Origin of the sequence: Amycolatopsis sp. H20-H5, assembly GCF_035828755.1 — a bacterium.
GTDB lineage: Bacteria > Actinomycetota > Actinomycetes > Mycobacteriales > Pseudonocardiaceae > Amycolatopsis.
This window is the reverse complement of record NZ_JAYMZS010000186.1, coordinates 1-12,403: the sequence shown is the minus strand read 5'-3', so window position 1 is coordinate 12,403 and position 12,403 is coordinate 1. Positions and strand designations below refer to the sequence as shown.

Sequence of the window (12,403 nt, the reverse complement as noted above, 5' to 3'; positions counted from 1 at the left end):
TGACCGTCCTGCTCAAAGGCGCCACCCCCGAGCACACCCGCCTTCTGGCCACCGTCGGCACCCTGGCCCCGATTCTCGCCCGTGGCCACGTGTTCGCCACGTTGCCCGAGGCGGTCACGCACGCCGCTGAGCACGTCACGCGGTGGGTGAAAGACCGCCCGCCGGCCGTCTCGTAGTGGTGCCCGGCTATCGCCCGCCCGCACGTCACTCGCGCACGCAGCGCTGTTCGTCGACGTCCCATCTGCCCCCGCCGTCCACGCAGTTCGCATACTCCACCTGGCCGTCGACCCAAGCCTCGTGTCCCGCGCAGACCTGGTATTTCGACTCGTCCCCATCGCGGCATTCGTAACCCGCAGTGGGCGGCTGCCTGACCGTGCTCTTACGAACACTGCATTTCTTCTCACCGCGGAGGCAGGGGGTGTCTCCCCGGTCGATCCAGGAAGGCCACACACCGCAGGCCTTCACATAGTCTCCGGGGTCACCTGACTTCTTCGCGTTCCAGTAGGCGTGATCACCACAGTGATTCGGACTGACCGTCGTTTTCGATGGCGCTGGCGGTGTCGTGGTGGTGGGCGCAGACAGCTCAGGCGTCGTGACGATCGCTGCAGCTGGCGGGGCTACAACGGATGTCCTAGCCGGTAAGGCACTCGGTGCCACCGGAGCCGGTCCGGCGGTCGCGCAGCCGCCCGTGAGGAGTCCCAGGGTGAGAACGGCCCAGGTCACTGTGTTCTTTACGCGTACGGCTTTCCCGTGGAAGAGTGTTGCGGCTCCGCGAGTGCGAGTCGAACGCCGGGTGCGAAAGGTCACAGTCCGGCCGAATCTCGCCACAGTTCCGAGCTGTTTCACGAGCGGACCTCACCACTTGCTCCGGGGCAGGGGGTGACAGAGGTCCCGGTGTCCGGGGACCAAGGACCACAGAGTTCACCGCCCGCGGCGTCTAGCGTCGGCAGTCTCCGATCGAGAAAGGTGGGGCCCGATGCGAGTACGCGACCTCATGAGTGTCCCGGTGATCACGGTGACGCCGGGAACACCGGTGAAACAGGCAGCGAGCATGTTGGCGGACAAGGGATTCACCGCGTTGCCGGTCGTCGACGACGATGAGTGCCTGATCGGCATAGTCACCGAAGCCGATCTTCTGCGTGATCGATTTCCCCGCGATGCCCGGTATCACAACGCTTCCGACCCGGACAACAGCGAGGACGCGACCCGGAGCCCGGCCATGTCGGTCGGTGAGGTGATGACCACGCCGGTCACGGCGATGGGTGCGGGTACCGATGTGGTCGAGTTGGTGATCGCGATGCTGGACAGCCGCCTGCGCAGCATGCCGATCGTTGATGGCTCCCGCGTCGTCGGCATCATCACGCGGCGTGACCTGGTACGGGTCATCGCCCGGGACGACCGGACCATCGCCGCGGACGTGCGTCACCGGTTGGCGGAGTACGGGGAACCGGGTCGCTGGACCATTGCCGTGGCCGGGGGCGTGGTCGAGATCGGTGACGAGTTCGACAACGAGACCGACCGGCACGTCGCGACGATTCTGGCCGAATCGGTGCCCGGCGTGACTCAGGTGCATGCGACGTGCCTGCAGACGCAGGAGTGACATCGCGTCCCACCGCGCCAACGGCCGATGCTTGCGTAATGTCCCTCCTACGCACTCTTCGTAGGTTTGGTAGGTGTGCAGCTCGTTTAGCCGGAACCGGTGTGTCCAGGGGAATCCCGCAGGCGGCGATGGGACGATCGAGGTGGCCTTAGCCGACCAACGTGGGGCATAGGCGCCGCTGCCGTGATCGAGGTGACGGCGCCGCCCAACAGATTGTTCATAGTTTGGGGCGGCAGGAAACTGAGGCTGACCAGATCTGCCGTGAGGTTGAATTACTGCCGCACAGTCGCGGTCTACGCTGCCTGGTCCGGCATGGATGCCGACGCGCCGAAGGTCGAAGTCACGCTCGACGGCCACCATGAACCGTTGCTGGAATTAAGCACCACCGCCCACCTCGGCCGAAAATCCAACCTGATCAGTTACACACAACAGTGGCACCTTCCACGTGACGGCAAACAGCAAATCTGCATTCGCTTGCAACTTCTCGGAACCAATCGAGGCGAAACAAAGGCGGATCGGGCTGGCCCTCGGCGAGCACTGGACCGACAGTGGGCTCGTGTTCACCAACCCCGACGGCACCTTCTTGCACCCCGCCTACGTCAGCGACGTCTTCTGCGCCATCGTCGCCGCGGCCGGACTCCCGCCGGTGCGGCTGCACGACCTGCGCCACGGCGCCGCCATGCTCATGCTCGCCGCCGGAGCCGACCTGAAAGTCGTCCAAGACCTGCTCGGCCACTCCAGCATCACCATCACCGGCGACACCTACGCACACGTCCTGCCAGAACTGGTCCGCGACAGCGCGGAAGCCGCCGCCGCCATCGTCCCCCGTCAGGCATGCCCTATGAGGTCGGCCGCCTAACTCCAGACGCGCGCGGAACGTATTACTCGCAAGGCCATCGCGGCTGCCACGCCGTCCCTGCGGGACGCCGGAGTTGGACCTCGAGTAGGTCAACTCGCCGGTTGAAGTCGTCTCGGACCCTCGGATGACCAGGATGCGCAGTGCGAGCGCCCCGGCGACGGCGAGAATCGCCAGGGCTACCGATGACCCGAACGACTACCGAGCAAGTCCGACGCCCCGACTGGAGTTCCACCTCCCTCCGGTCAGCCTCTGAGGGCCGAACCGGAGGGACGTGGGAGAGCATCCAACGCGCTTTACTGCTCGTCTTCTGGTCGAGCAGCTTCGTGGGCATCGGGGCGTTGCCCAACATGGTGCCTGACATTGCCGCGATGGCTGGTGGTCTTGTCCTGGGCGACGTAGTCGCCGTCTTGGACGACGACGGTCTCCGGGGAAACCGGTCCGTTCTTGTGCAGCACGTTGTCGCCGGCGCCGGTGTGCACCTGCTTGCCGATGCTGCCGGCGCCGAACTGCTGGATGACATCGCCGTCACGGACGTGGTTCGTGTTCTCGACGCGGAACTGCTCGTCGCTGGTCATCGATCACCTCCCGGCCCCGGCACCGACCTGCTTACCGACGCTCGCGGAGCCGTATTGCTGGATGACATCGCCGCCGACGACGTGGTTGAGGTTGAGGATCATCTGAGCCGTGTCCGGGTGACCGATCGCTTCGGTGATCGCGACGACAAGCTTCCTCACCTCGTCCTCCTCGTAGCTCCAGACCGCGTCCTGCTGAACACCCGAGGTGTTGAGAACCAGCCCATAGATCGGCTGTAATTTGAGCGCCAAGGACAGACGCCAAATGAGCACTGCCATGCCGGCCAAGAAGATGATCACGCCGCCGGCTGCGGAACCCGTTCCCACGATGCCCGCGACGATCAAGCAGATGAAAGTACGGATGATGAACGCTCTCACCGCGGCCGCCTTGATCGGCTGCGGGTCGATCCATCGAGAACCGACGCGGGAGATGTTCCGCAGTGGGTAGGCCTCGCTGTCGATCCACAGGACCCCATTGTTGATCCTGATTTCGCTGCTGTCCACAGATGCTCCTCTGGTTGTTAGTTCCAGAACGGCGGATCGCCGTTCTGTTGTCATTGGGGGCCGAGGTGGTGGTTCACGTCTCCGATGTGAACGGAGTTCTTCGACCCGACGACGTAGTCACCGTCGTAGACCTGCACCGACGGTTCTTGTCGGCCGGGCAGGATGGGCACCGGCTTCGATGGGCGCCGATCGTCCGCCTCGTTGTCCCGTAACCACTTTGCCTCGCGATAGCGGATCGCCCATTCTTCGAGGCGCCACGGCGGGGCGGGCGCTCCTTCCTTGGGGAATTTCAGACATGTTCTCACCACTTCCAGGAAGTCTTCGCCGCTCTTCGGGAATCGGTTCTCGTCCTTCCAACCGCGGATGGTCTCCACACCGACGTGCGACGCCGTCGCCAGCGCCCTGAGGGATTTCGTCTGAGCGGTGAACAACTGCCGGAAGTCGCGCAGCAGCTCCTCGGGCGGCACGCCTGAGTCCTTCACTGACCGATCCTCCCTTTCGATCCCTGGCGGCATCCTCGACTGTCTCGGTGTCCGACTGCTCGGACGCCGGGACGCGCCGCTGAACTGCCGCAAACGCGGAAGTGTCCGCACGGGAAAGGGCGGACACCCTTTGAGACTTAATTCTCTGCCTCGTCCGATTCATTCGACGTACGAGGTGAAACTATGGAATTCAAGACTGCTTATCCCTTGCTGGCCGCCGGAACGGGTGGCAACTTCGGTGTCTTTCTGGTTGTCACAGGCGTTCTGCTGGTACTGCTGTCCACCGACCTGGACAGGTTGTGCCGGGCGGCGCTGACGTTGGCCGTAAACTGCGTCAAGGCCCTTCTTACGGGCGTCGCCCACTGGCGCGGTCGCCCCTCGTCGCGGCCACGGCGCCGTCGCTGAGGGATCATTCGGTGGGCCCGCGGATTCCGCGGGCCCACCCGGCCGGCGGTCACCGGCCACCCGTTGGCGGGGCGGCCCAGCAGTACTGGACGCCATAGGCCAGGTGCGGACTGAGGCGGTCGAAGTCCAGGAGTGCTTCACCAACCGCGTCGAGTTGGATCGCTCCATATGGAGCTGCGGGTCTGCCAGCGAATGCGTCAAGGGTTCGAATATCCTCCCCTTCAACTTTCCTGATCCAGGTCGGCTGGTGGTCGGGGTGGAACTTGACGATCAATCGGTACTGGCGGATCGAGACTTCACCGGTGATCACGTGGTGAGCGCGAATTAAACCAGCAGGAAAGGTGAAGCTGAGCCCAAATCGGTGGGACTCCCGTCGAGCCATCGTCGACGGCAGGCTGAGAACAAGTTCAAAGCCTGTAGGAGAGAGCCGCCGCTGGGACCGTATCCGGCCGCCGTGTTGAACCCGGGCCGAGAACTGCGTTTCAGGGGTGTCCGGGTGGTCCGGCAGCTGGAAGCGGATCGGAAGCTCTGCGAGTCCGTCCTGGATGCAGACGATTTCGCGCTCCTGATGGACGACCACGATCGCCGGATCGGCGTGAGCTCCGGTGTTGTCGACGATGGCCTGGTACTTGCTGACGTAGTAGGACTGGACGAAGTGTCCGCCGGCCGTGGTCGCGGACAAATCGGCGGCGATCTCAGCGGCGAGTTCTGTCTCGGCGTCGTTGATCCGACGCAGTGTCGTTCTGGGACTGACCGCCAGCCGCAAGGCCAAGTGATCGACGCGATCCTGGAACTTGACCAGGTGCTCGACATCGCTGTCGATGGCCAAGCTGATGGCGAGGGCATCCTGACGATCGTCGGAGAGGGCGCCCGCGCAGGCCAGGATGTGCTGGACCAGTACGGACCGAAGCTGTACGGGGTCGCGTTGCGCACCGCACCAGGCGCGCAGGTGCGAGCCCATCCTATCGATCAGATTGGTTGCCATGACACCACGTCCTACCCGGAGACGGCGAATTTCATCCCTGACCTCGGTGGTTACATGATCCATTTTCGGCACCGCGTCAGCATGTCAGCAACAAGGGCCGGAAGGGTCAACCTGCCAAAAACTAGCCACCTCATGGCAGCTCACCCACCACTTTCTATGCAAGAGGACCGAGGTGCGCTCGGATGATGGTCGTCAGATGCAAAGTCGACCAGCGACGGATGTCCGTTACAAGAAATGCCGACTCGATGCCGCAGGAACGTATCCGTGGAGCACTGGTGTCGTCCAGGTGATAATTAGACCAAGAAAGGTAACAACTCGGGGGACCACCGCGGTCAAATTTTGGAATCTGGCTGAACGGGTTGCTACGCGGTTCGTTGGGCCGCCGCGTTCCTGAACGACCGCTCGGCGGCATGAGCGGATCCGACGGATGAGTCACCATGCCCGGATAGGGCGCTCACCACTGCAGGAATCCATCGGTATCCCGGAGGAACGAGCTGAACGCCGCTGGTTCGCGCAGGCGGAGTTCAGCGCGGAGGCCGAGTTCCCGGGCACGACACGGGCGTGCGACTAGAACTGGCTGATCCACGGCCTGCAGGCCGAAGGGGGTGGGCCATGCCGACCTGCCCAACGAGTGTATCTGGCCGTCGGTCTCCAGTTGGACGCGTCGCGGATACGAGTGGCCGTGGCTGCGCGGCGATACTGGTCACGTGGGCGTGAACGGATGGGTGATGCGCGACGGTGTTTTCGCCCGAGCAGCTCGCCGCGTCCTGGTGAACGATGGAACGGCGTGGTTCGAACGTCCACTTCCGCGGGCACTGCCGCTGGTCGAGGTAGACATCGCGGCGCGACGAGCGGAAGTCACCGGTTTGCTTGAAGTGTCACCTGCGTCGCAGTTCACCTGATCGGGTGATCTGGTGGAAACTTGCCTCGATTTCAGCTCAAGTGTTGTGTTGTCAACAAGGGTTCCTATGCGGTCTGATTCAGGGGTGCATCGATTGGATATTAGCAGCTCAGAGCCTGATGATCACCACGCCTGTAGGAGTATTCTGACTCATGACTCCGTCCTGGATTTCCGGGCATTTCTGGACGGTTGGATCGTAGGCAAGTTGCTTGCCGCTGGCCAGGTCGAGCGTTGCCAGTTGGCCATTGGCAAGCACATACGCCCTATTGGCGAATTTGCCACAGTAGCCGTTCAGGTTCGAAATATTCCACAACCTGTCTCCAGATCTAACCGAGTATGCAAGAAGCTTCTGTCCGCTCGATGCTCCGCCGCCAGTCGTACCGTCGATAATGGCAGTATTCGTGACGTCACCGTCGATAAGTCCAGTTTTGCTGTGTGAGCTTTTCCAAAGAGCCTTGCCGGTCGGCAGGCTGTAAGCGATCTCGTCGGGATTCGCGGCTGTGTTCAACAGTGTCTCGCCGTCAGGTGACGCTGATAGCTGCTTCACGAAGATCGCGGCTACCCGATCGTCGACGCGGCCAGCGTTGGTGCCGTCGGACGGGTTGACGACGTCGAGGTACCTCGGATCGTATGACCCGTCAGAGGTTTTGCTCACCGGGACGAGGACCCAGTTCCCGAGCAAGACTGCTCCTTCGGGAACTTCGCGATGGGCGCCGTCTTGCAGGTCGACTACGACGTTTTGGTCCGTTCCGAACGTTACGAGAGCATGCAGCCTGTCTGAGGAGAACCACACGTTGGACGGCCTGAGGGTGGACGCAGGGTCGAGTCGGCACCCGGAGGTAGGTATCGCCACTGGGCTGTCGGGGCGCTCGACTGTTCGAGAATCGACGGTCCACAGAGGTTCGCCGGACAGAGCGTTGAGCGCTACGAGACTCTGCTTCTCGGTCGAGGGGACGGTGCCCTCTGCTGGCGTTTGCATCCGGTCGACCGTGAGCAGCATATTCATGCCGTCCTGGCGCGAAACCACGGTGAAGGCACATCTGATGTGGGTTCCTGGTCCGCCGGAACTGGCCTCGGTCGGTACGGGAAAACCCGGGTGCTGCTTACCTGTCCGGATGTCTATCGCTCGAAAAACTGGCGCCTGTGGCGGGTTCTCGTCCATCACGCCGAGCACCTGTCCTCCGGAAACGAAGTCTTCGCCAGAGGTGGGGCGGTAGAACTCCGTTCCTGTGGGAAGTTCGGGGAGTGGATCGCCAGCTTCGGAACTGGCTGGCGTCCCCGTCGGGCTCGAGGCCGCAGGTATCGCGGCCGACGATGGGGTAGTCGAAGGGTCGCTTCCATCAGCGGAAGAGGTGAGTGCGACGAGCAGAATGACGACGGCGACGATGATCGCCAGGCTGATTCCAATGCCTAACTTGCCGCCATTGCTTTTGTGGATATTGCGAATGCGATCGCCGATGTGGTTGAAGTTGCCATTGACTAGGTGTCCGCCTGCGGAGAAAGTTTTGGGCGATCTGGCATCGCGACCGATCAGGACGTGCTGAGTGCTCTCGTTTTCGCCATGGTAGTCGGTTCGAACGGAAATGACGATCCTGTGAAACTGAGTAGCAAATGCCGCATCCTCGACTAGCTCTCGTTCAATGTTCTGTTTCAGTATATGTTGTGAGGAGGTATCCGTCGGTGTCAGTTTGAATGCGTGCAACAGAGGTCCGAGTACGGCATGGTCGGCCACCAGCTGGGATAGTGTGACCATCATGGAGTCGCTGAATCCGTCAAGTATGCCGCTCGAGATGTCCTTCACTTGCGTGAGCAGACGTTCGATCGCCTCTTCTGGCAGAAACATTTCGCGTCGTACCTCCGGGTGTCACATATCGACAGACTCACAGCGTTATGGTCGCGACTCAGGTGCGTCGCGTTACCGGCGGCTTGGCAAACGAGACCCGACTGTCACCGAAGTGCCGCTGATGCGAGCTGAAAGATCAAATTTCTCTGGATGAAAGGTGGCGGGCGTTCTGAGAGCATGATGCTCGAGCGCTGCTGAGCGACTGTTTGCGGTCGTCGTGAGGTTGGGACCCGAGTTCCACAAAAGCAGAAGATTTTGTGGCCATGTGCCACAGTCGCGAGCAGGCGGAGCAGGTCCGCAATTGGCTCAGACGGTGGCTTGCACCCAGGGGCCCGTCGTTCAACGGGGCCAAGACGCCCATCGCGCGCTCCTCGGATTCCGGGATGCAACTTCCCGCTCCGCTATTAGACACAGCGGAGCGGGAAGTTGCTGATCAGACCGCGCAAGGAGTCGATCTCTGACTTGAGCCTGTCCGAACCTACCTGGGCGGAATCGGTGACCGCGAGTCAGGTTAAGAGTCTCGCGGCCAACTCCCTGCCCAATTGAGGCCGCCATCGCTCTATACGAGCTGTGTGCCCAGACCGCTGGCCGGACTGGCCACTTGTTTACCGGCGTCGTCGGAGCGAGATAGCCACTATCCGGTGGTAGCGGGTCCGGGACGATGTGCAGGAAGCCAACCCCGGTGCCCCGTCCGGCCGACGTGTACCTGCAGTGGTGTCCGGACCTATTTTGCGGATGTTTGCCGCACGGCCGAAGAAGCGGCAGAGTCCTAGGGCAAGCCGCCTTGAGCGCCTCCAGCGCGCTGAAGGCACGCTTCGGCCGCAGCAACGTCGCCAACCGGATCCTCGATCGGGCCATCAAGTACTCATTGCTCAAGGGCAAGGCCGACCTGGAGCAGAACCGCACGACGATTAAGAACTCCAAACCTCATGGGCGCCAAGCACGTCGCCGACCTCACTTGCTGTGTCGCCGTCGGCGTCTCCGGCTGTAGGGGCAGTTGGTCGGCTGACCGAATTGCGGCAAGCCAGCAGCCACACTCCGCCCCGCGCCTGACGCCCTCCGGCGACTTTGGAGTCCGGCCCACGCTGCACTCGCTGCCCAGTGGCCTGCTGGCCTACGTGTGCACCGTCGTCAGGTTCATGTCGATCACCGGCCAGGACCGGGCCTGGCCTGGGCTGTTGCTGGCCTGCGCGGTGGGGCACCTAAAAGTCACGCAGGTCGACTAGGACTTCACGCCTGAGATGGTCGCGCGTAGACCTGTGCTTGTGGTGTCGAGGTTGTGTGGGCTGCCGTAGTCGGAGCAGGTGTTCGTGATGACGAGGTGGGATCCCGGCGGGGTGCCTGTGGTGTAGATGGTGTCGAGCTTCCCGGCGGTGCCGGACCAGGTGAGGGTGAGGGTTACTTTGTCACCGGCGTGGACGGGAACTCTCCCGAAGGTGAAGGTCGTGTCATCGGCGGGCGTTCTGTCGTCGGTGGCCGGGGTGCCTCCGTTCACTGACAAGGCGGCGTGCACGGCCATGGATGAGTTCCGATCGATTTGGACGGTGGCTGTCTCCAGGTAGGTGATGCCACTGCCGACGGTGAACTCCTGCGCGACGGTGCCACCGGGCATCGACTCCGGCCGAGAGGGAGTACCGGAGCACATGGCCGAGCCGGCCGTCGTCACCGGTCCGTAGTTGTCGTAGGCGTTGACCCGAACCTCCTGGGCCGGCGGCGGGGTCGGTGCCGGGGTAGTCACGGGCGCAGGGCGCGCAGGGGGCAGGTTGGGAGTTTGCACCGTGGTCGTGGGTGCCTGCTTCGGTGGTGCCGCTTTGGTTGCGGTCGGAGCGGGTGTGGTCGGCTTCGGCGTGCTCGTCGGGGGAGGTGCCGGCTGATCGCTGATGCTGCTGTGGGCGAGGATGCTGAACCCGAAGCCGAGTTCTTTGATCTCCACGCTCTTGTCGGTGAAGTAGTCGACCGCGGTGGCGTATTTGTCGAAGATTTCGGTCCACAACGCGGCGGCGGTCGCCCCTTTGAGTTTGGTGATCCAGGTGCTGAACTCGCCGATCTTGGCCATGTCCATGCCGGAGCCCTTCTGGACCTCGTTCCTCCCGAGGACGATTAGAAGTGCTTCGACGCATTCCCGGCCGTCGCCGAGGATGAACTTCGTGACGTCGACAGCGTTCATGCTCGAGTTGATCGCGAGCCGGGCTCTGGTGCACTTGCTCCCGGCCGTTGCTGTGAAGATGTCGTTGGAGTTCTTGGCGAACACGGCGCCGAGTGTCTTGCCGAGGGCTTGGTCGAGGAGCTTGTCGGTCAGGATCTGGAGTGCGTCCGCGGTGAGGGTCAGACCGCTGGGGCGGATCGAAAACACTTGGCGCTTGCCGCCGCCTATGTTCTTGACGCCGATCGAAGCTCGGGACAGTGGTGGCAAGTAGAGGCCCTGCCCGCTGGAGACGCTCAGATCGCCGACGAGGTTCCGGAACGACTCGGCCGTTGAGGCTGCCGGCTGGTGCCAGCCGTAGGCGATCGGGGCCCCGTTGTAGGACAGCTCCATCCCGTAGGGCCGGTTGTTGACGATCTGGACGTCGAGTGTGTCGTCGCCTTGGTGACCCTGCAGGCAAGACCGGATGATCATGGCCGGCTCGTCGGTGATCCCGGCTGCGAAGCTGAACCACTTCGGAGGCTTGATACCGCTGGTGCACTGAGCGTGCTCACTGGCGCGGTGGCCGGCGAACTGGTCGACAGTCTGGTTGATGTTGGCGCCGAGGCTGACCCAATCCCAGGTCCAGAACTGCCAGGTCGAGAAGTGCTTGAGGTCGGCGTTCACCGTGTGTGCAACGGCGTCGTAGGCGATCGGGTATTCGGTCCAGCCGGACGGATCGTTCGAGCGGAAGGCGAGCTGCATCGCGCCGGAGGCGGCCGCCGCTTGGAGGTTCTCGGGTACGACGATGCTTAGGCGGGGTGCGCCGACGACACTGCCGGGGGTGGAGAATTCGACTGGCGACGACACCGCGGTGTGGTACTGCCACGGCGACGGCGAGACGTAGTCGGCGGACACGGCGGCACCGTCGCTGATCGCTCCGACGGGAACCGTCAGAGTCATGGCGTCGCGGAGGTGCAAGGACTGGCTCGAATCGCCAGCCGCGCGGGGCGCGTCGCCGCCGCTGGTGACGACGGTGGTGACGACCACCGCGACCGTGACGACGATGGCCGTGACCGCGAGCCGGGTGCGCCTGCTGCTGGGCCAGCGCCGTTGCCCCGGAGTCGGCGGTGAAGCCTTCGCACGTTCCGTGCGGTGGCGGATCGCCTCGAGTTGGCGGTCGGCACGGTCGTCGATCACGGCGATCGCGACCTCCGCCTCACGGTCGGCGGCCTTTGTGAGTACGGCGGCAAACTGTTCCGCGGCTCCTTCGGGAGGTAACGGGGTCATGAGCGCGTTGTCGACCAGCGTGCGGTGTCGAGCCTGCGCGCGACGTCGGCGATCGTAAGCCGACTCTGGAAGCACGGCCTTCATGAAAGCTACGGCGATGTCAAGAAGGATGAAGAAGGCAGGCCACAACCAGGCTGTCCAGTTCGACGTCAACACGTCGAGCAACGCGTCGTTCTGTGCTTGCAGGCCCAGATTGTTCCTAGCCGCGTTCGTCGCCGCCGGGACTTCCGCGTTGCGCTTGGCGTTGGCGTCGTTGAGGGTCTGGTTCTGCTTCTCGATGTCGCCGTTCAGTGTTTTGACGTTATCGTCGTGAGTTGTCTGGATCGTCGGGAATTTGCTGTCTCGGAAGTCTTCGTAAGCCTTGCGCAGGGTGGTCGCTTCCGGCCCGTTGCCGCAGATGTCGCCGTTGGCCGCGTGGTTCCCGTTGACGCAGACCTGGTCGGCCTCCCAGCTCTTTTTCAGCTGTTCGAGGTTCTGTGAGGCGTCGGTGAAGGTCTTGTCTTCCTTGCCGATTTGCTCACGGTCTTGGCTGATCTGCTTGGTTGCCTGGTCGATGACCGGAGTGTGGGACGATGCGGCGACGGTTTTTGCGGTGATCTCCTTGACCTGGTCATTGTTCGTGGCTGTGACTCGGGCGTTGATGTCGTCCTGGTAGATGTACAGAATCGTCGCATGGGAGATGATCAGCCCGACGCCGAGTGACAGGACAGCTCGTAGCTATTCAGCTGGGGTGAGTGCTGGTGGTAGCCAGGCGCCGGTGGTGAAGAGTTGGTGGAGCGCGTCGAGCTTGTCCAGTCCCCACTTGTGTGCGGTGTCCAGATAGGACTGGACGACCGCGAA

Annotated in this window: 9 protein-coding genes and 1 pseudogene; 3 read left to right on the top strand and 7 right to left on the bottom strand. The window is 63.0% G+C overall.

Annotated features, from left to right (window positions below; all coding sequences use genetic code 11):
• The first annotated feature begins 976 nt into the window (after nucleotides 1-976).
• Nucleotides 977-1,600 carry a CBS domain-containing protein gene (locus QMK34_RS44965; protein ID WP_326420984.1) on the top strand — a complete coding sequence of 208 codons (624 nt, stop codon included), beginning with the start codon at nucleotides 977-979 and terminating at the stop codon, nucleotides 1,598-1,600.
• A 445-nt stretch (nucleotides 1,601-2,045) separates the two neighbouring features.
• Nucleotides 2,046-2,459: a tyrosine-type recombinase/integrase gene (locus tag QMK34_RS44960; RefSeq protein ID WP_326420982.1), complete on the top strand. Its 414-nt coding sequence runs from the start codon at nucleotides 2,046-2,048 to the stop codon at nucleotides 2,457-2,459.
• Nucleotides 2,460-2,752: 293 nt separating this feature from the next.
• Here the strand turns inward: QMK34_RS44960 and QMK34_RS44955 are convergent, their stop codons facing one another.
• Genes QMK34_RS44955 through QMK34_RS44945 form a run of 3 tightly spaced genes read right to left on the bottom strand, consistent with a single transcriptional unit; the run spans nucleotide 2,753 to nucleotide 4,002 of the window.
• Complete coding sequence (locus QMK34_RS44955) at nucleotides 2,753-3,034, bottom strand: hypothetical protein (protein WP_326420980.1); 282 nt, start codon at nucleotides 3,032-3,034, stop codon at nucleotides 2,753-2,755.
• A gap of 3 nt (nucleotides 3,035-3,037) precedes the next feature.
• Nucleotides 3,038-3,535 (bottom strand): DUF6232 family protein, encoded by a 498-nt coding sequence (locus tag QMK34_RS44950; RefSeq protein ID WP_326420978.1) that lies wholly within the window; start codon nucleotides 3,533-3,535, stop codon nucleotides 3,038-3,040.
• A gap of 50 nt (nucleotides 3,536-3,585) precedes the next feature.
• Entirely contained in the window at nucleotides 3,586-4,002 is a 417-nt protein-coding gene (locus QMK34_RS44945) for a hypothetical protein (RefSeq protein WP_326420977.1), read from the bottom strand.
• A 198-nt stretch (nucleotides 4,003-4,200) separates the two neighbouring features.
• Here QMK34_RS44945 and QMK34_RS44940 point away from each other — a divergent pair, with 198 nt between their 5' ends.
• Nucleotides 4,201-4,422, top strand: coding sequence for a hypothetical protein (locus QMK34_RS44940; protein WP_326420975.1), 222 nt, complete (start codon nucleotides 4,201-4,203; stop codon nucleotides 4,420-4,422).
• 49 nt (nucleotides 4,423-4,471) lie between these two features.
• Here QMK34_RS44940 and QMK34_RS44935 read toward each other — a convergent pair whose 3' ends face one another.
• The 4 genes and pseudogenes from QMK34_RS44935 to QMK34_RS48170 all read right to left on the bottom strand — a co-directional run.
• Nucleotides 4,472-5,407, bottom strand: coding sequence for a hypothetical protein (locus tag QMK34_RS44935; protein WP_326420974.1), 936 nt, complete (start codon nucleotides 5,405-5,407; stop codon nucleotides 4,472-4,474).
• Between the two features lie 1,010 nt (nucleotides 5,408-6,417).
• Nucleotides 6,418-8,151, bottom strand: a complete 1,734-nt coding sequence (locus tag QMK34_RS44930; protein WP_326420973.1) for an outer membrane protein assembly factor BamB family protein — start codon at nucleotides 8,149-8,151, stop codon at nucleotides 6,418-6,420.
• Nucleotides 8,152-9,373: 1,222 nt separating this feature from the next.
• The gene (locus tag QMK34_RS44925; protein ID WP_326420972.1) at nucleotides 9,374-11,563 is read right to left on the bottom strand and encodes a hypothetical protein; all 2,190 of its coding nucleotides are present in this window, start codon (nucleotides 11,561-11,563) and stop codon (nucleotides 9,374-9,376) included.
• Between the two features lie 93 nt (nucleotides 11,564-11,656).
• Nucleotides 11,657-12,220 (bottom strand): annotated as a pseudogene (locus QMK34_RS48170) (DUF4407 domain-containing protein); the annotation flags it as partial.
• Nucleotides 12,221-12,403: the final 183 nt, after the last annotated feature.